This is a genomic window from Mesorhizobium sp. M1423 (assembly GCF_040317575.1).
Classification (GTDB): domain Bacteria; phylum Pseudomonadota; class Alphaproteobacteria; order Rhizobiales; family Rhizobiaceae; genus Mesorhizobium.
Genome location: NZ_JAMYKU010000002.1, coordinates 140,008 through 163,319, shown reverse-complemented (window position 1 = coordinate 163,319; position 23,312 = coordinate 140,008). Strand labels below are relative to the sequence as shown.

Genomic DNA, 23,312 nt, shown 5'->3' with positions numbered 1-23,312 from the left:
GGGCGCTAACTTCAGAGGGTAAAAACATGAAAAGACTTGTTGTTTCGATGCTGGCCGGCGCGATGTCGCTTGCCGCCTTCCAGGCGATGGCCGCGGATAAGGTGACGCTGCAGCTGAAATGGGTCACGCAGGCACAGTTCGCCGGCTATTATGTCGCCAAGGCCAAGGGCTTCTATGAAGCCGAGGGCCTCGACGTCGACATCAAGCCCGGCGGTCCGGATATTGCACCGGAGCAGGTCATTGCCGGCGGCGGCGCCGACGTCATCGTCGACTGGATGGGCGGTGCGCTGGCTGCGCGCGAAAAGGGCGTGCCGCTGGTCAACATCGCCCAGCCGTTCAAGAAGGCCGGCATGGAGCTGGTCTGCCCGAAGGACGGTCCGATCAAGACAGAAGCCGACTTCAAGGGCCATACGCTCGGCGTCTGGTTCTTCGGCAATGAGTATCCGTTCTATGCCTGGATGAACAAGCTTGGCCTCAAGACCGACGGCGGGCCGGACGGCGTCACCGTGCTCAAGCAGAGCTTTGACGTGCAGCCGCTGATCCAGAAGCAGGCGGATTGCATTTCGGTCATGACCTATAACGAATACTGGCAGCTCATCGACGCCGGCTACAAGCCGGAAGAGCTGACCGTCTTCAACTATTCCGCCATGGGCAACGATCTGCTCGAAGACGGGCTCTATGCATTGGAGGACAAGCTCAAGGATCCGGCCTTCGAGGACAAGATGGTGCGTTTCGTGCGCGCTTCGATGAAGGGTTGGAAATACGCCGTCGACAATTCCGACGAGGCGGCCGGCATCGTCATGGACAATGGCGGCCAGGACGAGAACCACCAGAAGCGCATGATGGGCGAAGTCGCCAAGCTGATCGACAATGCCGATGGCAAGCTCGATCCGGCGACCTACGAGCGCACCGCCAAGGCGCTGCTCGACCAGAAGATCATCAGCAAGGAGCCTACCGGCGCCTACACGACGGCGATCACCGACAAGGCCATCAAATAGAGCTATCAAGCAGGCTCTGCTGGAAGACGAAAAAGGGGCGGGCGACCGCCCCTTTTTAGTGGATGTAAAATGAACGTTACCGGCGGAAACATCCGCTCGCAAAATCGTTGTGCCGGTGCATCCGTCTCAAGGGTGTCACAACGGAGGTTTCCATGCGCATCCAGTCCTTCACGCCGATGCTTTCGGCGCTGGCCATTTCTGCAGCCCTCTTCTCGGTGTCACCGGCCCTGGCCGAAACCGTAAAGATGACGGCGACGCTCGATGGTGCTCAGCAGAACCCGCCCGTCACCACGAAGGGCAAGGGCACCGCCACGCTCAGGTTCAACACCGCTACCAAGAAACTCAGCTGGACGGTTAGATATTCCGGCCTCAGCGGGCCGGCGAAGGCCGCACACATTCACGGCCCGGCGGCAAAGGGTGAAAACGCCGACCCGGTGGTGCCGTTCGAAGGCAAGCTGAAGAGCCCGATCAAGGGTTCGGCGACATTGACCGATGCCCAGGTCACCGACCTGGAGGCGGGCAAATACTATGTCAACATCCACACCGCGGCCCACGCGGACGGTGAGATCCGGGGTCAAATCGAGAAGGCGATGTAGCGCCGGTCATTCTGCCGATAGAGGGGCGGGCGACCGCCCTTCTACCGGATCATGACTTTTCCCGTATCTGGGTCATTGTCCGCGTCGGCGTAATCGCTTCGGGGTCGAGCCTGATCTCGACGATCGACGGCTTGCCGCTAGCACGCGCGCGCTCGAAGGCCGCCGCGAAGTCGGCGGTCTTTTCCACCGTCTCGCCATGGCCGCCATAGGCACGGGCCAAAGCAGCAAAGTCGGGGTTTTTCAGATCGGTGGCGACGACACGGCCGGGATATTCGCGCTCCTGATGCATGCGGATGGTGCCATAAATGCCGTTGTTGACTACGATGACGATGATCGGCAATCCGTATTGTACGGCGGTGGCGAATTCCTGCCCGTTCATCAGGAAACAGCCGTCGCCGGCGAAGGCGATCACGTCGCGGTCGGGGAAAAGCTGTTTGGCGGCGACCGCCGCCGGCGTGCCGTAGCCCATCGAGCCGGATGTGGGTGCTGCCTGCGTGCCGAAACGCCGGAAGCGATGGTAGCGATGCACCCAGGTGGCGTAGTTGCCGGCGCCATTGGTGAGGATGGCGTCGTCCGGCAGCATCGTTTCGAGATAATTCATGATCGGCCCCATCTGCACGGCGCCGGGGCCGCTCTCCGGAGGCGTCGACCAGTCGAGATAGGCGGTGTGCAGCTTCGCTGCCTCCGCCGCCCACACCGGCGTTGCGGCCGGCTTGCGTTTGGCAAAGGCTTCGACGAAAGCGGCAGGCGAGGTATTGATCGCCAGCGCCGGCCGGTAGACGCGGCCGAGCTCGCCGGCGTCGGCATGGATATGGACCAGCGTCTGGTCGGGGTAGGGGCTCTTCAGCAGCGTGTAGTCGGATGACGGCATCTCGCCCATGCGGCCGCCGATCAGCAGCACAAGGTCGGCCTGCTTGATGGCGGTTGCCACTTTGGGATTGATGCCGATGCCGACATCGCCGGCATAGTTCGGGTGGAGATGGTCGAACAGCATCTGGCGGCGGAAGGAGCAGCCGACCGGCAGCGACCAGGCTTCGGCTATCGTCCGCATCTGTGCAACGGCCTGCGCATCCCAGCGCGTACCGCCCAGGATGACGAATGGCCGCTTTGCGTTGTTGAGCAACTCTTCCAGCGCGTCGAGCTCGACTTCGCCGGGCCGCGTCTCGACAGGGGTGTAATGCCCGGCTTCCGGCGCCTCGGCGAGGCTGGTCAGCATGTCCTCGGGCAGCGAAATGACGACCGGGCCGGGCCGGCCGGACGTCGCCACCGCAAAAGCGCGTGTGACGAATTCGGGGATGCGCGCGGCGTCGTCGATCTCGACCACCCATTTGGCGATGTCGCCGAAGAACCTGACGTAGTCGACCTCCTGGAAGGCCTCGCGCCCCTTGGCGTGGCTGGCGACCTGGCCGATGAACAGGATGAGGGGGACTGAATCCTGCATGGCGATGTGGATGCCGGCCGAGGCATTGGTGGCGCCTGGGCCGCGGGTGACGAAGCAGATGCCTGGCTTGCCGGTCAGGCGGCCATGACAGTCGGCCATCATTGCGGCACCGCCCTCCTGGCGGCAGACGATGGTGCGGATTGGCGAATCATGCAGCGCGTCGAGCACCGCCAGATAGGATTCGCCGGGCACGCAATAGATACGGTCCGTTCCGTTGGCTTCGAGCGCATCGACGATGAGTTGTCCGCCGGTCTTCATTTTCCTGACCTCTCCAGTTCGGCAAGGATTTCTTCGGTGTGTTCGCCGAGACGCGGCGACGGCCGTTCATAGACCAGCGGCGTGCCGGACATGACCATCGGCGCGCGCACCGAGGGCAAGAGATTGCCATGGCCGTCATCGAGGTCGAGCCGCATGCCGCGCGCGATGGTCTGCGGGTCGGCAAACATCTGGCCGATATTGTTGATCGGGCTGGCCGGCACGCCGGCTGTCTCCAGCCTGGCCAGCAGCGGGTCGCGATCGAAGACCTTCAGCGCCTCGACCATGTGCTCGCGCAGCTTTGCCCGGTTGGCGACGCGGGCGGGATTGGTGGCGAAGTCAGGGTTCGAAGCCAGCTCATCGAGGCCGACGGCAGCGCAAAACTTTGCGAATTGGCCGTCATTGCCGACCGCCAGGATGATGTGGCCATCTTTCACCGGCACCACCTCGTAGGGCGCGATGTTCATATGCGCATTGCCCATCTGCACCGGCGATTGTCCGGAGACGAGATAGTTGAGGTTCTGGTTGCCGAGCGTTGAGATCTGGGTGTCGTAGAGCGCCATGTCGATATGCTGGCCTTCGCCGGTCTTCTCGGCGTGGCGAAGTGCCGCCTGGATGGCAACGACCGAATAAAGCCCGGTGAAGACATCTGAAATAGCCACGCCCGCCTTCTGCGGTTCGCGGCCGGCTTCGCCGGTGATCGACATCATGCCGGCCATGCCCTGGATGATGAAATCATAACCGGCGCGCGGCGCATACGGTCCCGACTGGCCAAAACCGGTGATCGAGCAATAGATCAGCCGTGGGTTGATTTTCCTCAGGCTGTCATAGTCGAGGCCGTATTTCTTAAGTCCGCCGACCTTGAAGTTTTCGATCAGCACGTCCGAGGTCGCGACCAGCCGGCGCACCGTCTCTGCGCCCTCGGGCGTCGAGAAGTCGATGGCGATGGAGTGCTTGCCGCGGTTGCAGGAATGGTAATAAGCGGCCGAAAGGTTCTCGCCATCATGGCCGATGACGAAGGGCGGTCCCCATTTGCGGGTGTCGTCGCCGCCGTCCGGGCTCTCGACCTTGATCACGTCGGCGCCGAGGTCAGCAAGCAGCTGCCCGGCCCATGGCCCGGCAAGGATGCGTGCGAGTTCGATGACGCGGATGCCTTTGAGCGGAGGCTCAGTCATGGATCACCATGGTTGGTCGAAAGCGCAGCCTCTATCAACCCCGCGCGCCGCTGTCACGGCCCTTGCGATGGGCCAACCGTTACGGCACCCTCAGCACGCGGTCGGCCCAGGCGGCAAAATCCTCCATTATGATGTCTCGGTTGATCTCGTTCAGGCTTTCGTGGCGGGTTTCGGCGTAAACCTTTGAAACGAGATTCGAAAAACCCATCATGTGCATCCGGACGGCAAGATGGCTGACCGCCTTGCCGCCGTCCGAGGCCGGATCCTGCTCGCCTCCGACCAGATTGACGAACAGGTCGCGCCGCACGCCGGAAAAATTGCGGTCGCGGCCGCAATGCAGCGTCATCTTGACGATGTCCTGCCACATCGACACCGATGCGTCCCAGCCGCAGAGCGGGTCGGCGATGTATTTCTCGACTTCGGCGGCATCGCGCGACAGCCAGTCGAAGGGCGTCCGGCGATCGGGCACTGCCTTGCCCCAAGCCCGGAACGTCAGCCGGGGCAGCATGCGCGACGGCACGTCTGAGCCAAGCCGGAACTTTTCCCAGGCAAGCATGCCCAGCGCGATTTGGCCGAGCAGTCCGGCAGAGAAATTGCCGTTCCAGATCGCGGCGGCATGGATGCGCGCCGAGTTGCGGAGGACAAAGTTCAGAGCGACCGACGCGCCCAAGGAGTGACCGAAGGCGATGACCGGCAGGCCGGGCTGTTCCCTGGCGATCAGATCATGGACGGCAGCGACATCGGCGATGACCTTGGCACCTCCATCCGCATCGGCGAACCTGCCAGGTGGCGCGTCGGGCGCCTTGGTGACGCCGTGGCCACGGTGGTCGTGCGCGTAGACCTGGTAGCCGCGCGCGCCGAGGAAATCGGCGAAGCGGGCATAGCGCGCCGCGTGCTCGGCCAACCCGTGATTGATCTGGACAATGGCGCGCGGCTGGCCTGTGGCGTGTTTCACATAAAGGTTGAGCTCGGCGCCGGTCGGCGATGCCAGCATCCTCTGCTTGTCAAATGGCATGTCTCGCTCCCGTCGGCGACTGTTGGGCGACGCAGCGATCGACGTCAAGAGACGTAGGGTACCCATTCGACGCTAGTTGACAGTATGCTGTCAATATGATTACATGACAGCATACTGTCAATTGGCCAGCAGATTGGGGGTATGACTATGAAAACCACCGGGGCCATTTCGCGGCGTGCAATCTTGCTGGCGGGCTTCGCCTTCACGACGGCCACCCTGTTGCCAGGGATTGCTGCGTTCAGTCAGGAAACCAGGGAGATGACCCATGATGACGTCCACCGTTCCAGGCCCGCAAGGCCAGCTTGCCACTTATAGGATCAACGCCGGCAATGGCCTGCCGATCCTGTTCCTGCATGGAGATTGCAGCCGCCCTTCCCACTGGGACCGGGTGATGCAGCTCTCCGTCGAAGGCCGCGAGGCGGTAGCCTTCGATTTTCGCGGCCATGGCGCCTCCGCGCCGGCGCAGGACGGTGACTATGGCTATGACGGCCGTGCAATGGATGTCGGTGCCGTGGCCGACGCGTTTGGCCTGAAGCGGTTTCTCATTGTCGCGCACAGCGGCGGCGGTGGTGTGGCGCTCGCTTATGCCGCCAGCCATGCCGACCGGGTCGCAGGTGTCTTGCTCGTCGACCCGGCGACCAATCCTCGTGCGCTGCCGCAGGCGATTCGCGACGGCTTTGTCCGCGATCTGGCCGGTCCGCAAGGCCGCGATGTCCTGAACGCCTATTACACGTCGATTGCCGGCCCTAACGCGGCTGTTCGCCAGCGTGTTCTGGCCGATGTGGCAGTGGTCGATCCGGCGGCGAGGGCAGGTGTCGGCAAGGCACTGGCCGAATGGAACCCGGAGCCGGCACTCAATGCGTATCGCGGGCCTATGTTCGTATTGGCTACCGAGGCCAGTGACACTCCAGCCGCGCTCTACCGGCTGCGCACGGACATTCCGCGCCAGATCGTGGCGGGCAGCGGCCATTGGGTGATGCTTGACAAGCCCGAGGTCGTAGCCGAAGCCGTTAATAATTTCGTCGCGACCATCGAGGCCGGCCAGAAATGACGACCAGGACCGAAGCGGCAAATGTGTTCACGGAACTCGTGCTTGCCGTGTTCAGGATGAACGGCAGTTTTCTGGATGCGGCCGACCGGCTGGCCGCTCCAACCGGGCTGACGGCAGCGCGCTGGCAGGTTTTGGGTGCGGTTTTGAAGGAGCCGAAATCCGTGGCCGACGTCGCCCGCGACATGGGTCTCGCCCGTCAGAGCGTACAGCGGCTGGCCGACATACTGGCTGCGGAGGGGCTTGCCGCCTATGCCGACAACCCAGCGCATCGCCGCGCCAAGCTGTTGTCGATAACCGATGCCGGCCGGGCAGCGGTCAAGAATATCGGCACACGCCAGCATGTTTGGGCGAACCGCGTTTCGGAGGGTATGGACGCCGACGCGCTAAAAGCCTCGCTTGATCTGCTGCGCACCTTGACAGAACGGGTGGAGGCGGGCGGAGCCTGATCGACCACACGGGAACCGTCTCAATGCGCTGGCGATTGTTTTACGGCCGACGAAAGAAATCGTAATTCTGACATGTCGCAAGTTTCTAGCTTGCGGCGTGAATCACGAGGAGTGCCGGGATGCGGATTTGGGCGATATGGGGGGCGGTGTTTCTTGCGTTTGCTGGCGCAAGCGCGGCGTGGGCCGATGTGAAGATGACCGGCTCTTTCGTCGCCGATGCCGCCTGTCCGGCAACGCAGGCGATCAAGAGCGGCAAGAACCCCGGCAACATCTCGACCGCGGCTGGCCAGAGCTATGATCTGCTGGCCGGCAACAAGGACGCACCAACGCACTATCTCATTCGGGTGCCGGGCGCCGATCCGGAGCGCCGCTGGGTCAAGATCGGCTGCGGTCACGTTTCGGGCGGCAGCGCGTCGACGATGCCGGCTGCACCGGCGCCTGCCGAGCCGAACAAGCCATCGGCGTCCGGAAAGCCGGAATATGTCTTCGCGCTGAGCTGGCAGCCGGCTTTCTGCGAGACCAAATCCAGCAAGGCCGAATGCCGGGCGCAGACCGCCGCCGGTTTCGATGCGACCCACTTCACCTTGCATGGGTTGTGGCCGCAACCGAATGGAAATTTCTATTGCCAGGTCGCGGCAAGCGACAAGACGAACGACGATCCGGCGCACTGGCGGGATTTGCCGCCGGTCACGCTTGACCCGAATACGCGGTCGGAACTCGACCAGGTGATGCCGGGCACCGCATCCGCCCTCGAAAGGCATGAATGGATCAAGCACGGCACCTGCTACGGCAAGAGCCAGCAGGAGTATTTCTCCGACGCTTTGAACCTGATGCGCGCGGTGAACGCGTCGCCGGTACGCGATCTCTTCGCCAACAACATCGGCAAGCAGCTGACATCCGATCAGATCCGCAGCACCTTCGACAGCGCCTTCGGCAAAGGCGCGGGCGACCGGGTCCGCGTATCCTGCGTGGTCGATCCCTCGAGCGGCAGGCGGCTGATCGGCGAGCTGACGCTCGGCTTGACGGGGCCGGTCGCCTCGAACTCCTCGCTCGGTGCCCTGCTGCTTGCCTCGGCACCGACAGCCAAGGCCGGCTGCCCGAAGGGTACCGTCGACGCCGTCGGGTTCCAGTAAACGGGCCGAACGCGACTGTCGCCTTGCGCCGGGGGTGGTATGGTCTTGAGGGCACACATTCGTAGGGGGTGGTGATGAGTGGCATGACGAACGGGGCGCTGGCGCGGCTGGCGTTCTGGGCCAGGGGCATGACGGGGATCCGGGACGGCCATATGGAGTGGCCGGGCTTTTCCTACACCGAAGTGGAGTGGGCGCGCATGACCACGCTGGCCAAACCGATCGGCGGCGGCACCTACCAATTGTTCACGCTGGTCAACGCGGCGATCTTCATCGCCATCGCTTCGCTCGGTATCTTCTGTGTCTTCCTGCCGCTGGCGACGCTGCTGTTCCCGGTACCGGCCGAAACCAGTGCGCTCAAGTTTTCGCTGCTCCTGGCGGCATGCGCCTTGCTGATCATCGGCATCGGCTTGCCGATTTCGCTGCGTCTCTCGACCGCGCTGGTCGCGCCGAAGGCAATGCGGGCCGCGCTTGTCGCCGTGCCCGGCGACCAGATGCTTGCGGCAAAAGTGTCATGGCAGATCAACCGGATCACGCTCGTGCTTTGCGGCCTGCTGGTGCCGGGCATTCTTCTGTTCATCGCCTACGACATCGATGCCGGCCCGGTCATCGCGGCAATGAAATGGCTGGCGATCGGGTTGATGGCGGTTTCGGTTGCGATCGGCGCATGGCAGCGGCGCAAACAATCCTGATTGCGCCAATCCGAGACCAGAGTGAGCGTTACGCGCCGGTGCTGCGCTCCGGCCTGGTCCATGTGTTGCGCCCGTCTGCTTCGTTGCCACCCGGTTCGCCGACAACACGATCGCGTCCGGTCGATTTGGCCTTGTAGAGACGCTGGTCGGCCAGCGCAAAGAGATCGGCAAGGCAACGGGTCGTCTCGCTGACCGTCGAGATGCCGGCGCTGACGGTGATGTCGAACCGGCTGGTGCTCGCAGACGTCTTGACCGCTTGCCTGACGGTTTCGCCCAGCAGTCTGGCGAGCGGCTGTGGACGCCAGCAGAGGATGGCGAATTCCTCACCGCCGATCCTGAACAATTGATCTTCGGTCCCGACAAGTTCGCCAAGCAAAATCGCCAGGGCTTTCAGCACCTTGTCGCCCTCGGCGTGGCCGAAGCGGTCATTGATCGATTTGAAGTGGTCGACATCGATGATCAGCAGGCTGAGCGGCTTGGCGGTCCGTAGGCTGGTTGCCACGGAGGCCTCGCCATCGCTGTCGAAGCGACCCCTGTGCAGTAGGCCGGTGAGGCCGTCGCGACCGACGTGCTCGACCAGGGCCTCATAGCGCTCGCGATAGGTCAGCGTGTCGAAAATGTCGGAAAGCCCGCGCGGCGCCGGCACCTGCCGCGCCTCGAACCATCTGATGTAGGCGACCAGCATGGTGCTGTAGACCAAGGCCGCTGCCACCTTGGCGAACCAGCCGCCGAAGAACACCGCGACCGGCGCCCCGGTGACGAAATGCAGCGCCGTGAAAAAGCCTGCCTGGTCGAAGGTGAGCACGCACGCGACGGAGACCAGGATGCGGGTGAAAAGCGCTTTGCGCAGATATTTGCCGAGCTTTTCATAGAGCAGGATGATCAGGATGGCGTCGACGAACAGCAGCGTCGTGCCCCACACCATCAGCCAGCCCATCTCGTCGATGAAGCCGATGTCCGGAAGCTTGCCGTCGGGCAGCGGTGCGATGTCGTGCAGGCGCAGGATCAGCACGAGCCCGATCATCAGGGCATTGCCGAGCAGCAGGCCGTAGATGGGCTGGCGGACGGTTGCCGCGTCCTCCTTGATGTAGAGCAGGAGAAGCATGACCAGCTTGCCGGAAAACAGCACAGCCGAACCCGGCGACACCATGCCGAACGGCAGCGCGACGTAGAAGACGCTGGCGAGGTAGGTTTCCAGGAAATGCATAACGCCAAGGGCGCAGACAAAGACGCCGAGGCCGATGCGGCCTCTGAACCGGAAAAGCGTGACCATGATGCCGAAATAGAGAACCGCTTCGGCAAAAAGCAGGAAACTGTTCAGCACGGCCCGATCTCTCTCCCCGAAATCGCGGCTGCCAGCGATTTCCCATCCAACACTGTTTTGACGCGGAATGGTTAACCGGAGCTTTCGCCCGGGCGCCGGCACGAAATGAAGCGGCTAAGCGTTCGCGGTGCGACCAATTCCGCCTGGGACCAAAACTGTTTGCCGTTCGGGGCCGCATCGCTTACATAGCGCCCAACTTCCATTCAATCCGACATCAGTCGACTTTTCAGGGAAAGCGCGCGTGGCACGCCAGTTCATCTATCACATGGCCGGCCTCAACAAGGCCTACGGCACCAAGAAGGTGCTCGAGAACATTCATCTGTCCTTCTACCCGGACGCCAAGATCGGCATCCTCGGCCCCAACGGCGCCGGCAAGTCGACGATTCTCAAGATCATGGCCGGCATCGACAAGGAGTGGAGCGGCGAGGCCTGGCTGGCCGAAGGCGCGACCGTCGGTTACCTGGCGCAGGAGCCGGCGCTCGATCCGAACAAGAATGTGTTCGAAAACGTCATGGAAGGCGTTGCCGCCAAGACCGCGATCATCGAGCGCTACAACGAATTGATGATGAACTATTCCGACGAGACGGCGGACGAGTCGGCCAAGCTGCAAGACGAGATGGACCGGCTCAATCTGTGGGATCTCGAGCAGCAGGTCGAGATGGCGATGGAGGCACTCGGCTGCCCGCCCAAGGAGGCCGATGTCACCAAGCTGTCGGGCGGCGAACGCCGTCGCGTCGCGCTCTGCCAGCTCTTGCTGCGCCAGCCCGACCTTCTGCTGCTGGACGAGCCGACCAACCATCTCGACGCCGAGACGACGGCGTGGCTGGAAAAGCATCTGCGCGCCTATCCGGGCGCGGTGATGATCATCACCCACGACCGCTACTTCCTCGACAATGTCACCGGCTGGATCCTCGAGCTCGATCGCGGCCGCGGTATCCCGTACGAAGGCAACTACACCAAATATCTCGAAGCCAAGGCCAAGCGGCTCAAGCAGGAAGGCCGCGAGGACGATGCGCGCCAGCGGGCGATCGGCCGCGAGCGCGAGTGGATCCAGTCCAGCCCGAAAGCCCGGCAGACCAAGTCGAAGGCCCGTATCCAGGCGTTCCAGGATCTGCTGGATGCGGCCGACAAGCGGCGTCCGAGCGATACGCAGATCGTCATTCCGCATGGCGAGCGGCTCGGCAATGTGGTGATCGAGGTCGAGGACCTGTCGAAGGGCTTTGGCGACACGCTTTTGATTGACGATCTCGAATTCAAGCTGCCGCCCGGCGGCATCGTCGGCGTCATCGGCCCGAACGGCGCGGGCAAGACGACGCTTTTCCGCATGATCACCGGCCAGGAAAAGCCCGATGCCGGCACCATCCGCGTCGGCGAGACGGTCAAGCTCGGTTATGTCGACCAGAGCCGCGACGCACTCGACCCGACCAAGACGGTCTGGGAAGAGATCTCGGGTGGCGCCGAAGTGGTCAAGCTCGGCAAGTTCGAAGCCAACACCCGCGCCTATTGCGCGTCGTTCAATTTCCGCGGCGGCGATCAGCAGCAGAAGGTCGGCAACCTGTCCGGCGGCCAGCGCAACCGCGTGCATCTGGCCAAGATGCTGAAGACCGGCGGCAATGTGCTGCTGCTCGACGAGCCGACCAACGATCTCGATACCGAAACGCTGGCCGCACTTGAAGACGCGCTCGAGAGCTTCGCCGGCTGCGCCGTCATCATCTCGCACGATCGCATGTTCCTCGATCGTCTGGCGACGCACATCCTCGCCTTCGAGGGCGACAGCCATGTCGAATGGTTCGAAGGCAATTTCGAGGACTACGAGCAGGACAAGATCCGCCGGCTTGGGCCCGATGCCGTCAATCCGCACCGCATGACGTATAAGCGGCTGACGAGGTAGGGTCTCGATCCGTTGCGGGCGATCGTCGTTTGGCCTAAATTGATCGGATGGAGTTGCCCATGATCACGGTCAAATTGCCGCAAAAAGCCGAGAAGCTGCTGGCCGATATTGCCAGGGCCAGCGGCCGTACGATCGATCAGGTCGCAGTTGAAGCGATCCTCGAAACCATTGAGGATTGGCAGGATGCCAGGATTGCGGAGGAACGCCTGAGGGATGACGACGGCGTACGCATTCCGTTGGAAGAGGTGATCCGGAAGCTTGAACTTCGCGAAGTCGAGGAGCGGCACAAGAAACCTGCCGCTGAATGAGTTGGCAGGTCGAGTTTACGCGAGCCGAAAAAGACATTGAAGGGCTTTCACCGAAGGACTAGCGCCGTGTCCTAGAATTCCTGTATCAAAGAGTTTCTGTGCACCCCAATCCAAGAGCACTCGCCAAACGGCTGACTGGGACCAAGGAAGCTTGGCGGTTTCGCGTCGGCGACTACAGAATCATTGCCCAGTTTCAGGACAGCCGGCTCGTCGTGCTGATCGGGAGATAGGCAACCGTCGCGAGATCTATCGATGAATAACAGCATAGCGGCAAAGGCAAAACCCGACTGGTCCGCCGCACTCTACCTGAAATTCGAGGATGAGCGCACGCGGCCGGCGCGCGACCTCCTAGCGCAGGTGCCAGTGCCGGAACCGCGCCGGGTGGTGGACATTGGCTGTGGGCCGGGCAATTCGACCGAATTGCTGGTCGAGCGCTGGCCGCAGGCACAGATCAGCGGCTTCGATACCTCGCCCGACATGATCGAGAAGGCGAAGGCGCGCCTGCCCGGCGTCACCTTTGCCTTGGCGGACGCGGCGACGTGGCAGCCGGCCGAACCGGTCGACGTGATCTTCGCCAATGCAGTGTTTCAGTGGCTACCGGAGCATCCGGCTGTGTTCCAGCGGCTGATAGGATTTTTGGCGCCCGGCGGCGCGCTTGCCGTGCAGATGCCGGACAATATGGGCGAGCCTTCGCACCGGCTGATGCGGGAGACCGCGGCCGAGATGCCGTTCACTGAAAAGTTCGAGCGTGCGGCCCGCGCGCCGCTGCCGCCTGTCGCGTTCTATTACGACCTTTTGTCGCCATTCTCGGATCGGCTCGATATCTGGCACACGATCTACAACCATCCGCTGGCCGATGCCGAGGCGATCGTCGAATGGGTGAAGTCGACGGGGCTGAAGCCGTTCCTCGATCCGCTCGACGAAGGCGAGCGGCAGCTTTTCCTGAAGCGCTACACGGCCAGGATCGCCGAAGCCTATCCGAAAACGGCAAGCGGCAAGGTGTTGCTGCGCTTTCCCCGTGTCTTCATCGTGGCGCGGCGTTCTGCTTAGAAACTCTTAGCTACACCCAAAAACAGCCAGCAGCGGATGCTTGACCGGCTTTCGCCGTCATGCGCATCTCGCTGGGGCGGGGATGGCGGCCCTCATGGGCCATGGGGGGTGGATGATGACACTGAAAACGCTCATTTTCGGCGGCAGCATTTGTGCGGCCGCTGTGCTTGCCTTTTCGATATCGGCGCAGGCCAAGCGAGCGCGCTGCTTCACCAGCGATGACGGGTATTTCTCCTGCAGCTATCGGGCGCTGGATGATGCCGGCAGCTTTCGCATCTCGGCGCCGGGCTATCCGACTTACGTCCTGGAGATCGACGACCCGGGTTTTGCCTACGGCTATGTCAATCTCGGCCAGCGCAACGTGCCGCTGCCCGGACAATTCGTGCGCAGCAATGATGACGGTGCCTGCTGGAACAACCCGCAGACCAATACCAAGCTCTGCGCCTGGTAAAGACCCGTTCCAGGGACTTGATTTAAGCCGGCATAAACTGGCTAGGTGCAAAAAGAGGTTGCGCCGAGCTTTTGCGGCGTCGACATGAAGCCGCAACGCCTGCGCACGGGACGAACTGGAAATGCATCGCGTCATCATCAGCGGCATCGGCGTTGAAATCCCCGAAGCGTCGATCACCAATGAGGAGCTCGTCGCCAGCTTCAACACTTGGGTGGACATGGAGAACGTCCGGCGCGAGGTCTCGGGCGAGCCGCTGCTGCAGAAATCGGACAGTGCCTTCATCGTCCACGCCTCGGGCGTCGAGACCCGCCATGTCATCGAACGGGAAGGCATCCTCGACCCGACCCGCATGGCGCCGCGCTTCCCGGCGCGGCCCGACGATGCGCTGTCGCTGGAGGCCGAGTTCGGCATCGCCTCGGCCAGCAAGGCGCTCGATCATGCCGGGCTGAAGCCTGGGGACATCGACCTGGTGATCTGCTCGGCCTCGCACCATCAGCGGCCCTATCCGGCTATCGCCATCGAAATGCAGCAGGCGCTGGGCACGAGAGGCGCCGGCTTCGACATGGGGCTTGGCTGCTCTTCGGCGGCGGCCGCATTGCACATTGCGGTCAATCTGGTGCGGGCAGGAGCGCATAAACGCGTACTGGTGACGACGCCGGAGATCATCACGGGCCACCTCAATTTTCGCGACCGGCAGACGCATTTCATCTTCGGCGACGCGTCCGTGTCGATGATCGTCGAAGGGCTCGCCCAGGGCGAGAAGCGGTCGGGGCGTTTCGAGGTGCTCGACACGCGTGCCTGGACGCAGATGTCGAACAGCATCCGCACCAATCTCGGTTACTATACCCGCGCCACCCAGGACGATCCGTACATGATCGATCTGGAAGGCAATCTGATCAAGCAGATCGGCAACAAGGTGTTCAAGGAAGTCACCGTCGCCGGCCACAAGTTCATCGTCGAATTCCTGGCCGAACACGGGCTGACACCGCAAGCGATCCGGCGCTTTTGGCTGCATCAGGCAAATGCGCGGATGAATGCCATGATCCTGAAATTGTCGTTCGGCCATGACGTCGACCATGACCGCGCGCCGATGGTGCTGGAGCGCCTCGGTAATACTGCCGCCGCCGGTGCCATCATCGCCTTGTCGGAGAACCATGCCGATATGAAGGCCGGCGACTACGGCCTGCTCTGCGCCTTCGGCGCCGGCTACTCGATCGGCGGCGCGCTATTGCGCATGCTCTGACCATTTCGGCGCGAACGGAACCAGCATCGGAACCCCGCCGGGCATAGTCACATCAGTCCGCTTGATCGGAGCATCAGCGCTTTCGACTGGACCCGATGAGCTACCGAGGCTAATTGCGCGTATCACGCGAGGAACGAACCCATGCCGGATCTTTTCCCCGAGGCCGAAAATCCGGTCGAGATCGTGCCGGCGCGAAAGCTCACCGCCAAGGTGGCCGCGCTTTATCTCGCGCCGTTCGATCATTTCGAGACACGAGCCATCGATACCTTGCAGCTTGGCTTCGACGGCATTGAAGGCGATTTCCACGCTGGCACGACGCGGCGCTCCGGCGGACGGGAACCCTGGTATCCGCGTGGCACCGAGATGCGCAACGAGCGGCAATTGTCGATCGTGGCGGCGGACGAACTGACCACCGTCGCCGAACGGATGGGCATCGCCGAGATCAAGCCGGAATGGATCGGCGCCAATCTCCTAATCGAAGGCCTGCCGCACCTCTCGATGCTGCCGTCCGGCGCGCTGCTGTTCTTCAAAGGCGGCGCGACTGTCAAGATCGACGCGCAGAACGGGCCTTGCCGCATCGCCGGGCGATCGGTCGCCGAAAATGCCGGGATGGCCGATCACGAGGCCGGCGCGCTGCTGTTCGCGAAAGCGTCGAAGCGTTTGCGCGGCCTCGTCGCCTGGGTCGAGAAGCCCGGCACGATCACGGCCGGCGAGGAGATTTCGGTGCGCGTGCCAGAACAGTGGATTTACCGGGCCTGAAGACTAAAATCTTAGAGGATCAGGGATTGTCTGTTTGTAGTTGGCTGCTGAAACAGCTTCCAATCCATCGCCTTGTTTGGCCGTTTTCTTTGTTCGCCGCAATTTCGTCACCGCAATTCTTGCAACGATAGATGCCGGAATTCGGTGGCTTGCTGCCTGGCGACCATTCGTTGTCGTAAGCAACGCTGTCTTCTTGTGCCGCAAGCTCGGTGTTATCATAACAGTTTCAGGCGTGGCCGCGTTTCATCCGCGCCTGCTTAAGGATGGCGCGCCAGCGGATCATGGCGAAGGGAATAGGCTCGTTGTTGTTGGCAATGTGGAAGATCTCGTTGTTGAGGTTCTTCAGCGAGCGCCAGAAATCATAGTCGGTGATGCGTGGGTCAGCCGCCAGCCTGTCCGCCTCGACCTTGATGTCGGTTTTCATGCACGTTCCCCGAACCGCTGCTGCTCCGCCGCCCGTATCGCAATTCGATGCGGATGGTTTTCCAACGCCGCGCTGAGTCGTTCAACGTCTCAATTCGGCTTGTTCACGTTAAAACCTCGGTAAGGTTAACGGCGGTTGGGTTGCGGTTCAAGCCGGCTTACGACGAATACCGATCGAGCGGCCGGCGCGCTCCGGCATCGGCAGGGCGGCATGGGCGGCGCGCATCGCTTCCACTCTGGCAAGGACGTCGGCGGGGAAGGGCGCCACCTTCGGGCCAGCCATGTCGACATGCAGCGACAGCGTTTCAGACGTGGCGGCAAGCCAGCCGTCGACATGGCGGATTTCCTGATAGGCCCTCAGCCGCTTGTCGTCATGGTCGAGGAGTTGGAACGAGACCGTGACCTTGTGGTCGAGATGCAGCTCCTGGACGTAGCAGACATGGACTTCCGCGGTGTAGATGGTCAGCCGCCGTTCCCTTACATAGTCCATCCCCATCCCCATCATCTCGAAGGCTTCGTCGGAGCAACGGTCGAAAAGCACGTTGTAATAGGCCATGTTGAGATGGCCGTTGTAATCGATCCAGGCCTTCTCGATCTCCATGGCGCGAGAGAGGAAAGGGGCGGGGATGGGCATCGGAAACTTCCTTCTCGTCATGCCGGGATGAGCGTGGACTGGACAGAGCGTGGTTGGTGAGACTACGCATCCCTAGATGCAGAACAAGGGTGGACGCTGGTCCATTCGCGGAGGAATCGATGGCCCTAAGCGACCTCAACCCGGTCGAACGCAACGAGGAAGGCATTGCCGCCGTGCTCGGCATCCTCAAGCAGCGGCTCGGCGAGCGATTCCAGATCGGCCAGGCGATCCGCGCCCAGCACGCGCACACCACAACCTATATCCCGACGCAGGCGCCGGACGGCGTCGCCTTTGCCGAGACGACGGAGGAGGTGCAGGAGATCGTGCGTGCCTGCGCGGCACATCGCGTGCCGGTGATCGCCTTTGGCGTCGGCTCTTCGCTCGAAGGTCACACCAATGCGCCGGGCGGCGGCATCTCGCTCGATACGTCACGCATGAACCGCATCATCGCGGTCAATCCGCAGGACCTCGATTGCATCGTCGAGCCCGGCGTGACGCGCGAGGACCTCAACCGGCATCTGCGCGACACCGGCCTGTTCTTTCCGATCGACCCGGGCGCCAACGCTTCGCTCGGCGGCATGGCGGCGACACGGGCGTCGGGCACCAACGCCGTGCGCTACGGCACGATGCGCGACAACGTCCTGTCACTGACGGCGGTGATGGCCGACGGCGAAGCGGTTACGACCGGAAAGCGCGCCAAGAAAAGCTCGGCCGGCTATGATCTGACGCGGCTGCTGATCGGCTCGGAAGGTACGCTTGGCATCATCACCCAGCTGACCTTGAAGCTGCAGGGCATTCCGCAGGCGATTTCGGGCGGCGTCTGCCCGTTTCCCAGCGTCGAGGCGGCCTGCAACGCGGTGATCGCGACCATCCAGATGGGCATTCCGGTGGCGCGCATCGAATTGGTCAATGCGCTGCAGATGCGAGCGATGAAGACCTATTCGAAGCTCGACTATCCGGAGAGCCCCTGCCTGTTCGTCGAGTTCCACGGCAGCGATGCCAGCGTCGCCGAACAGGCCGAGACTTTCGGCATGATCGCCGAGGAAAATGGCGGCGGCCCGTTCCTGTGGACCAGCATCGCCGAAGAGCGGACAAAATTGTGGAAAGCCAGGCACGATGCCTACTGGTCATCGCTGACGCTGCGGCCGGGCGCCAAGGGCCTGTCGACCGATGTCTGCGTGCCGATCTCGCGCTTTGCCGAATGTGTCACCGAGACCGAGGCGGATATCGCCGAGATGGGCCTGATCGCACCGATCGTCGGCCATGCCGGCGACGGCAATTTCCATGTATTGGTGCTGATGGACGTGGACGACCCGAAGGAGATCGCATTGGCGGAAAAATTCGTGGCGCGGCTCAATATGCGCGCCATCGCCATGGACGGCACCTGCACTGGTGAGCATGGCATAGGGCAGGGCAAGATCGGCTTCCTGCGGCATGAGCTCGGTCATGGCGTCGACATCATGCGCACGATCAAGCAGGCGCTCGACCCGCTGAATATCATGAACCCGGGCAAGATATTGCCGGCCGAATAGTGGAAGAAGATCCAGATGGTCCCTGGCTTGACCGCACCACCATTTGGATCGAGACTCCAAGGACCTGAGAGGCAGGCAGGCGTCACAGACGGAGGAATGGTGTCATGGCGATTTCACGCAAGGAAGAGGCTCGGGCGCTGAGCGCCGACGAACATGCTCTCGTCGAGAAGTCGCACCATCCAGCAGTGCAGCATCTTGCCGACGCCGAACTCGCCAGCCTGGTCAAGCTCCTAAGGGAGCGGCGCGACAAGGCCCAGACCGAGGCGCATCGCCGCCGCCGCGAAATGCGCGGCAAGGGTGCGCCAAAGGGCGCCGGCGCCTCGAAGGCCGATGAAGGTTCGCAGTTGAAGCTGGCGGTTCTGGCGATGACCATGCGGCGGCTCAATGGCGAGGCCGAACGCCGCCGCCAGTTGGCAGCGCGTGTTTCGCTGGTCGAGAATGCACGCAAGGCGCTGTCCATGAAGCAGGGCGCTGCGGCAGACGGTCCCGAGTTCAACACGCGCACCGCGCACAAAGGCGTGCGCGCGATCGTGAGCCGGCGGCCCGAGAATCTGATCCGGCCGATGGAACTCGGCCGGCAGCGGCAGGCGGCAAAGTTGGCGCAGGCAAAGCGCGACGCGCGCTGAGTTTTCTTGGCCGCCTTCTTTTGCCCTGGACGCCTGTCTGGCGGGAATTGCCTCTTTATCGACACGCTGATGCGGGTAGAGTGCGGCTGATTTTCAATCAACCGCTTCGGAGTTCATGCTCGCACGCCTGTTCGTGATCTTCGGTGGGCTTCTCGTGCTGGTGCTGTGTGCGGCGCTGGTGGTGCCGTACTTTGTCGACTGGACGGGTTATCGCGCCGATTTCGAACGCGAGGCGAGCGCCGTTCTTGGCCGCAAGGTGACCGTGCGAGGCGATGCAACGGCAAGGCTGCTGCCGTTTCCCTCGGTGACCTTTTCCAACGTCGCCGTCGCCGGTGGCCCCAACGGCCAGCCGGCGATGACCGTCGAAACCTTTTCGATGGATGCAGAACTCGCGCCATTCCTGCGCGGCGAGGTGCTGATCTTCGACATGCGCCTGGTGCGGCCGAAGGCGACGATCGACATCGCCGCCAACGGCACGGTCGACTGGACGATACGGCCGTCCTCGCCGTTCGATCCCGGCCAGATCTCCATCGAGAAGCTGACGGTGACGGAAGGACAGATCGCGCTCAGCCACGCCGCCGGCGGCCGTAGCCATCTTATTTCCGAGATCAACTCGACGATCTCGGCCAAGTCGCTGGGCGGCCCCTGGCGGATGGACGGCTCCCTGTTGCTGGACGGGTTGCGGACCACGATCGCCGCTTCCACCGGCAAGGCCGAACCGGACGGGCAAATGCGGCTCAGGCTCAAAGCCGGTCCGGATGACTATCCGCTGGTCATCGAGACTGACGGCAATGTGGGCCTCGTCGAGGGCGCCGCGGTCTATTCGGGCCAGTTCAAGATATCGGGCGCAGACCAGACTGTAGCGCAGTTGCGCGGCACCGACGGCGAGGCAGTGAAAGTCAGCGCCGGCAAGCCGGATCCGGGGTTCAGGCTGAACGGCAAGTTTTCGCTCGACCACCAGGAGCTCGGCGTCGACGAATTCCGCTTCGAGACCGGACCGCTCGACAATCCCTACACCGCCGATGGCAAGGCTGCGGTCGACCTTGGGCTGAAGCCGCATTTCTCGATCAAGGCCAATGGCGCACAGGTGCAGTTCGACGAGGCCGTGGGGGCGGCGGCCGGTGCCGGATTGACGCTGTCCGAGCGGGTGGCGGCGCTGGAGCAGGCGCTGCTCGATCTGCCGAAGCCGACCATACCGGGCACGGTCGAGGTGAGACTGCCGGCGGTGGTGGCAGGCGACACGACGGTTCGCGACGTGCATCTGTCCGCCGAACCGGCCGAGGGCGGCTGGGCGGTGAAATCGCTGGCCGCCACGCTGCCCGGCCGCGCCAAGCTGGAAGCCAATGGCATGGTCAGCGTCGAGGATCATTTTGGATTCACCGGATCGCTGCTTCTGGCTGTGGCGCAGCCCTCCGGCTTTGCCGCCTGGCTGTCGAAGGACGTCGACGAGGCGATCCGCCGCTTGCCGGCCGCCGGCTTCAAGGCAAAAGTAGATTTGAGTGAAAAGCACCAGGCCTTCAGCGATCTCGAACTCATCCTCGGCAAGGCGAAGTTCTCCGGCCGCATCGATTCCACCCAGCCCGAAGACACAAGGCCATCGGTGCTGATGCAACTGGAAGGTGGCGAACTCGACGTCGATGGACTCGCCGCCTTCGCCTCGATCTTCGTCAGCGACAAGGGAGCCAACCGCTTTTCCGACCGCGACCTCGATTTCCAGATCAAGGCCGGGCCGGTCAGCGCAGGTGGGTTGACCGCCGATAGCGTCGACACCGCGCTTAGATTGCGCGACGGGCTGCTTGAGATCGACCGCCTGTCGGTCGGCGGACTTGCCGGCGCCTCTATCAGCGCCACCGGCCGGATCAAGGACTTCCCGGCGAGCCCGACCGGGAAGCTCGACGCCTCGGTGGTCGCCGTCGACCTCAAGCCGCTGATCGACGTCGCCGTCCGGCATTATCCGGACAATGCGGTGCTGAACGGGTTGGCGGCGCGGGCCGCTGCCTATCCGGAGCTGTTCCAGGATGCGCGTATCGACGCCGTCACGAGTGCCGCAGACAATGGCGACGGTACGACGGGACTGGCAATGAGCGCACAGGGCAGGGCCGGTGGTTCGGCCTTTTCGGCGTCGCTGTCCGGCAAAGGGGCGCTCGACCGGCCCCTCGAAGCGCCGGTGACGTTGACCTTCAATGCCCGGAACGCCGACGCCACCGCACTTCTGGCGCTTTACGGGTTGCCGGCGCTGCCACTCGGCATGCTCGGCGAGGCGACCACCGACGTCTCGGCCAAAGGCACACTTGGCGGCGGCCTGGCGACACGCTTCAGCCTGGCCGGCAACGACTTCAAAGCTGGTTTCGACGGGACAGTTGCCGACACGCCTCAGGGCGCGGCCGCCAAGGGCAAGGTCAGCCTGGAAACGGCCGACATCGAGCCATGGCTGATGACGACCGGCGTCGGCCTGCCTGGCATGGGGACCGGCATGTCGACGTCGCTTGCTGCCGATGCCGACTACGGCAATGGTCTTTTGGTGCTGAGCGGCCTCAACGGCGCCGTCAACGAAGCGGCGGTTTCCGGTGACGTAAATATCGACGTCAAGGAGGGGCTGCCGCATCTTGCCGGCGCGCTGTCGCTGGACGAGCTGGACCTCGATCCGATGGCGGTGATGCTGTTCGGCGACCAGGCCTTCCTCGTCAATGACGGGGCCTGGCCGACGGCACCGTTCAGCCAGAAATCCAGTTTGCCATTTACCGCCGATCTCGATCTGACGGCGGCGTCGCTTGCCGCCGGCCCGCTTGCCACCGCCTATGACGCTGCGCTTTCGCTGCAGCTCGACCAGGAGGGCATCCGTGTTTCCGACCTCAAGGCAAAATTCCTCGGCGGCGAGTTGAGTGGCCTGTTCGAGCTCAAGAACAATGACGGCACCGGGCTTTTCTCCGGTCAGATGAAACTCGCCGGCTCCGATCTGGCAGCCGTGCTGCCGGAGGCCGGTTTCAGCGGAAGCGGCGATTTCTCGACGGCGCTTTCGACCAGCGGCAAATCGGTCGACGCGATGGTCGCGGCGCTGTCCGGTTCCGGCACGGCGACGCTGAAGGGCATGACTATTGCCGGCTTCAATCCCGATGCCTTTGGCGCATTCATCGCCAAGGCCGACGCGATAGGGCGCGATATCGACGCGTCGAAGACTGCCGGCTTCGTGCCGCAGATCGCCGCGGCGGGAAGTTTTCCGGCGCAGGACACCGATATTGCCTTCACCATCGCCGGCGGCACGCTGAGGGCGCCACCGGTCAAATTCGAAAGCCCGGGCGCGACGCTGTCCGCCGACATCACCGCCGATCTGAATACCAGCACCGTCGATGCCAAGGGCGAGATCGCCTACCGACCCGGCGACGAGGCGTTGGTCGGCTCCGAACCAATTTTGAATTTCAGCGTCGACGGTCCGTTCGGCGCCATCAAACGGCAGTTCGACAGCGAGCCACTGGCACAGTTCCTGACCCAGCGTGCGCTGGAAAAGGAGCAGCAGCGGGTCGAAGCCATGCAAGCCGCGCTGCTCGAGAAACAAAGGCTGCGGCGTGAGGTGCGCTACTACGCTGCCCTGCAAACCGAGCGTGAAAGAGCGGCGGAGGAACTGCGCAGGCAACAGGAAGCAGCGCGGCTGAAGGCCGAGGCCGACGCCAAGGCAAAGGCCGAAGCTGAGGCGCAGGCCCAAGCCGAAGCGGAGGCGAGGGCGCAGGCTGAAACCAAGGCGAAGGCTGAAGCGGACGCTAAGGCACAGGCCGAAGCCGAGGCTCAGGCCCAAGCCGAAGCGGAGGCGAGGGCGCAGGCTGAAGCCAAGGCGAAGGCTGAAGCGGACGCCAAGGCAAAGGCCGAAGCTGAGGCGCAGGCCCAAGCCGAAGCGGAGGCCAGGGCGCAGGCTGTAGCCAAGGCGAAAGCGGATGCAGCGGCGAAGGCCGAAGCCGAGGCCAGGGCGAAAGCCGAGGCGGCTGCAAAGGCCAAAGCGGATGCCGAAGCCAAAGCCGAGGCGGCGCAACAGGCTGCCGAGGAAGCAGCGCAGGCCGAAGAACAGCAACGCCAGAGGGCGGAAGAGGCGTTGCGGATCGCCTCGGAAGAGAAGGCAAAGCTCGACGCCGAACGCAAGGCCGCGGCGGAGCAAGCGCAGAAAGCAGAACGTGCGCCACCGGCCGCAAATAACGTGCCACCCTCAGTGCCGCCCCCGCCAAAGCTCAAGTTCGATCCCTCGTCGATCGACGATCTGCTAAAATCGCTGAATGGCGGGTGACG

General features: G+C 63.1%; 22 protein-coding genes. 16 read left to right on the top strand and 6 right to left on the bottom strand.

What is annotated here, in order from left to right; translation table 11 throughout:
• Positions 1–26 precede the first annotated feature (26 nt).
• Together NKG95_RS03660 and NKG95_RS03655 are read left to right on the top strand one after the other, a co-directional pair.
• Positions 27–998 carry an ABC transporter substrate-binding protein gene (locus NKG95_RS03660; protein ID WP_352456208.1) on the top strand — a complete coding sequence of 324 codons (972 nt, stop codon included), beginning with the start codon at positions 27–29 and terminating at the stop codon, positions 996–998.
• A 152-nt stretch (positions 999–1,150) separates the two neighbouring features.
• Positions 1,151–1,594: a CHRD domain-containing protein gene (locus NKG95_RS03655; protein ID WP_353039984.1), complete on the top strand. Its 444-nt coding sequence runs from the start codon at positions 1,151–1,153 to the stop codon at positions 1,592–1,594.
• Positions 1,595–1,643: 49 nt separating this feature from the next.
• On the opposite strand, the gene NKG95_RS03650 is transcribed toward NKG95_RS03655, so the two are convergent.
• From NKG95_RS03650 to NKG95_RS03640, 3 genes are all read right to left on the bottom strand, one after another.
• Positions 1,644–3,293, bottom strand: coding sequence for a thiamine pyrophosphate-binding protein (locus NKG95_RS03650; RefSeq protein ID WP_353039983.1), 1,650 nt, complete (start codon positions 3,291–3,293; stop codon positions 1,644–1,646).
• On the bottom strand, positions 3,290–4,465 hold the full coding sequence (locus tag NKG95_RS03645; protein WP_353039982.1) for a CaiB/BaiF CoA transferase family protein: 1,176 nt from the start codon (positions 4,463–4,465) through the stop codon (positions 3,290–3,292). The genes NKG95_RS03650 and NKG95_RS03645 overlap by 4 nt, the downstream gene beginning before the upstream one ends.
• A gap of 79 nt (positions 4,466–4,544) precedes the next feature.
• On the bottom strand, positions 4,545–5,480 hold the full coding sequence (locus NKG95_RS03640; protein ID WP_353039981.1) for an alpha/beta fold hydrolase: 936 nt from the start codon (positions 5,478–5,480) through the stop codon (positions 4,545–4,547).
• A gap of 265 nt (positions 5,481–5,745) precedes the next feature.
• Between NKG95_RS03640 and NKG95_RS03635 the strand changes: the two genes are divergently transcribed.
• From NKG95_RS03635 to NKG95_RS03620, 4 genes are all read left to right on the top strand, one after another.
• A complete protein-coding gene (locus tag NKG95_RS03635; RefSeq protein ID WP_353039980.1) occupies positions 5,746–6,531 on the top strand; it encodes an alpha/beta fold hydrolase in 786 nt (261 codons plus the stop codon).
• The gene (locus tag NKG95_RS03630) at positions 6,528–6,977 is read left to right on the top strand and encodes a MarR family winged helix-turn-helix transcriptional regulator (protein WP_023720839.1); all 450 of its coding nucleotides are present in this window, start codon (positions 6,528–6,530) and stop codon (positions 6,975–6,977) included. The genes NKG95_RS03635 and NKG95_RS03630 overlap by 4 nt, the downstream gene beginning before the upstream one ends.
• Before the next feature lie 119 nt (positions 6,978–7,096).
• Positions 7,097–8,110 carry a ribonuclease T2 family protein gene (locus NKG95_RS03625; RefSeq protein WP_353039979.1) on the top strand — a complete coding sequence of 338 codons (1,014 nt, stop codon included), beginning with the start codon at positions 7,097–7,099 and terminating at the stop codon, positions 8,108–8,110.
• Positions 8,111–8,184: 74 nt separating this feature from the next.
• Entirely contained in the window at positions 8,185–8,799 is a 615-nt protein-coding gene (locus tag NKG95_RS03620) for a hypothetical protein (RefSeq protein WP_352860220.1), read from the top strand.
• 28 nt (positions 8,800–8,827) lie between these two features.
• On the opposite strand, the gene NKG95_RS03615 is transcribed toward NKG95_RS03620, so the two are convergent.
• Positions 8,828–10,123 carry a GGDEF domain-containing protein gene (locus tag NKG95_RS03615; RefSeq protein ID WP_353039978.1) on the bottom strand — a complete coding sequence of 432 codons (1,296 nt, stop codon included), beginning with the start codon at positions 10,121–10,123 and terminating at the stop codon, positions 8,828–8,830.
• Positions 10,124–10,364: 241 nt separating this feature from the next.
• Here NKG95_RS03615 and ettA point away from each other — a divergent pair, with 241 nt between their 5' ends.
• The 7 genes from ettA to NKG95_RS03580 all read left to right on the top strand — a co-directional run bounded on the left by ettA (position 10,365) and on the right by NKG95_RS03580 (position 15,825).
• Positions 10,365–12,014, top strand: coding sequence for an energy-dependent translational throttle protein EttA (gene ettA, locus NKG95_RS03610; RefSeq protein WP_023720834.1), 1,650 nt, complete (start codon positions 10,365–10,367; stop codon positions 12,012–12,014).
• Between the two features lie 59 nt (positions 12,015–12,073).
• Positions 12,074–12,322, top strand: coding sequence for a DUF6290 family protein (locus NKG95_RS03605; protein ID WP_352495163.1), 249 nt, complete (start codon positions 12,074–12,076; stop codon positions 12,320–12,322).
• Between the two features lie 98 nt (positions 12,323–12,420).
• Entirely contained in the window at positions 12,421–12,552 is a 132-nt protein-coding gene (locus NKG95_RS03600; RefSeq protein WP_352482966.1) for a type II toxin-antitoxin system RelE family toxin, read from the top strand.
• 22 nt (positions 12,553–12,574) lie between these two features.
• Positions 12,575–13,372 carry a trans-aconitate 2-methyltransferase gene (gene tam, locus NKG95_RS03595; protein ID WP_352495164.1) on the top strand — a complete coding sequence of 266 codons (798 nt, stop codon included), beginning with the start codon at positions 12,575–12,577 and terminating at the stop codon, positions 13,370–13,372.
• A 112-nt stretch (positions 13,373–13,484) separates the two neighbouring features.
• The gene (locus NKG95_RS03590) at positions 13,485–13,823 is read left to right on the top strand and encodes a hypothetical protein (protein WP_352609109.1); all 339 of its coding nucleotides are present in this window, start codon (positions 13,485–13,487) and stop codon (positions 13,821–13,823) included.
• Between the two features lie 121 nt (positions 13,824–13,944).
• Positions 13,945–15,066: a beta-ketoacyl-ACP synthase III gene (locus tag NKG95_RS03585; RefSeq protein ID WP_353039977.1), complete on the top strand. Its 1,122-nt coding sequence runs from the start codon at positions 13,945–13,947 to the stop codon at positions 15,064–15,066.
• Positions 15,067–15,207: 141 nt separating this feature from the next.
• Positions 15,208–15,825 carry an MOSC domain-containing protein gene (locus NKG95_RS03580; protein ID WP_353039976.1) on the top strand — a complete coding sequence of 206 codons (618 nt, stop codon included), beginning with the start codon at positions 15,208–15,210 and terminating at the stop codon, positions 15,823–15,825.
• Between the two features lie 226 nt (positions 15,826–16,051).
• On the opposite strand, the gene NKG95_RS03575 is transcribed toward NKG95_RS03580, so the two are convergent.
• Complete coding sequence (locus NKG95_RS03575; RefSeq protein WP_023676715.1) at positions 16,052–16,249, bottom strand: hypothetical protein; 198 nt, start codon at positions 16,247–16,249, stop codon at positions 16,052–16,054.
• Between the two features lie 147 nt (positions 16,250–16,396).
• Positions 16,397–16,882, bottom strand: a complete 486-nt coding sequence (locus NKG95_RS03570; RefSeq protein WP_352844479.1) for a thioesterase family protein — start codon at positions 16,880–16,882, stop codon at positions 16,397–16,399.
• 119 nt (positions 16,883–17,001) lie between these two features.
• On the opposite strand from NKG95_RS03570, the gene NKG95_RS03565 reads away from it, so the two are divergent.
• From NKG95_RS03565 to NKG95_RS03555, 3 genes are all read left to right on the top strand, one after another.
• On the top strand, positions 17,002–18,414 hold the full coding sequence (locus tag NKG95_RS03565; protein ID WP_353039975.1) for an FAD-binding oxidoreductase: 1,413 nt from the start codon (positions 17,002–17,004) through the stop codon (positions 18,412–18,414).
• Positions 18,415–18,518: 104 nt separating this feature from the next.
• The gene (locus NKG95_RS03560; protein ID WP_353018425.1) at positions 18,519–19,040 is read left to right on the top strand and encodes a hypothetical protein; all 522 of its coding nucleotides are present in this window, start codon (positions 18,519–18,521) and stop codon (positions 19,038–19,040) included.
• 115 nt (positions 19,041–19,155) lie between these two features.
• Positions 19,156–23,310 carry an AsmA family protein gene (locus tag NKG95_RS03555; RefSeq protein ID WP_353039974.1) on the top strand — a complete coding sequence of 1,385 codons (4,155 nt, stop codon included), beginning with the start codon at positions 19,156–19,158 and terminating at the stop codon, positions 23,308–23,310.
• Positions 23,311–23,312 lie beyond the last annotated feature (2 nt).

Excerpts from the sequence above, each read along its gene's own strand:
- NKG95_RS03660 (WP_352456208.1), top strand. The coding sequence starts at position 27 with ATGAAAAGACTTGTTGTTTCGATGCTGGCCGGCGCGATGTCGCTTGCC.
- NKG95_RS03655 (WP_353039984.1), top strand. The coding sequence starts at position 1,151 with ATGCGCATCCAGTCCTTCACGCCGATGCTTTCGGCGCTGGCCATTTCT.
- NKG95_RS03650 (WP_353039983.1), bottom strand. The coding sequence starts at position 3,293 with ATGAAGACCGGCGGACAACTCATCGTCGATGCGCTCGAAGCCAACGGA.
- NKG95_RS03645 (WP_353039982.1), bottom strand. The coding sequence starts at position 4,465 with ATGACTGAGCCTCCGCTCAAAGGCATCCGCGTCATCGAACTCGCACGC.
- NKG95_RS03640 (WP_353039981.1), bottom strand. The coding sequence starts at position 5,480 with ATGCCATTTGACAAGCAGAGGATGCTGGCATCGCCGACCGGCGCCGAG.
- NKG95_RS03635 (WP_353039980.1), top strand. The coding sequence starts at position 5,746 with ATGATGACGTCCACCGTTCCAGGCCCGCAAGGCCAGCTTGCCACTTAT.
- NKG95_RS03630 (WP_023720839.1), top strand. The coding sequence starts at position 6,528 with ATGACGACCAGGACCGAAGCGGCAAATGTGTTCACGGAACTCGTGCTT.
- NKG95_RS03625 (WP_353039979.1), top strand. The coding sequence starts at position 7,097 with ATGCGGATTTGGGCGATATGGGGGGCGGTGTTTCTTGCGTTTGCTGGC.
- NKG95_RS03620 (WP_352860220.1), top strand. The coding sequence starts at position 8,185 with ATGAGTGGCATGACGAACGGGGCGCTGGCGCGGCTGGCGTTCTGGGCC.
- NKG95_RS03605 (WP_352495163.1), top strand. The coding sequence starts at position 12,074 with ATGATCACGGTCAAATTGCCGCAAAAAGCCGAGAAGCTGCTGGCCGAT.
- tam (WP_352495164.1), top strand. The coding sequence starts at position 12,575 with ATGAATAACAGCATAGCGGCAAAGGCAAAACCCGACTGGTCCGCCGCA.
- NKG95_RS03590 (WP_352609109.1), top strand. The coding sequence starts at position 13,485 with ATGATGACACTGAAAACGCTCATTTTCGGCGGCAGCATTTGTGCGGCC.
- NKG95_RS03585 (WP_353039977.1), top strand. The coding sequence starts at position 13,945 with ATGCATCGCGTCATCATCAGCGGCATCGGCGTTGAAATCCCCGAAGCG.
- NKG95_RS03580 (WP_353039976.1), top strand. The coding sequence starts at position 15,208 with ATGCCGGATCTTTTCCCCGAGGCCGAAAATCCGGTCGAGATCGTGCCG.
- NKG95_RS03575 (WP_023676715.1), bottom strand. The coding sequence starts at position 16,249 with ATGAAAACCGACATCAAGGTCGAGGCGGACAGGCTGGCGGCTGACCCA.
- NKG95_RS03570 (WP_352844479.1), bottom strand. The coding sequence starts at position 16,882 with ATGCCCATCCCCGCCCCTTTCCTCTCTCGCGCCATGGAGATCGAGAAG.
- NKG95_RS03565 (WP_353039975.1), top strand. The coding sequence starts at position 17,002 with ATGGCCCTAAGCGACCTCAACCCGGTCGAACGCAACGAGGAAGGCATT.
- NKG95_RS03560 (WP_353018425.1), top strand. The coding sequence starts at position 18,519 with ATGGCGATTTCACGCAAGGAAGAGGCTCGGGCGCTGAGCGCCGACGAA.
- NKG95_RS03555 (WP_353039974.1), top strand. The coding sequence starts at position 19,156 with ATGCTCGCACGCCTGTTCGTGATCTTCGGTGGGCTTCTCGTGCTGGTG.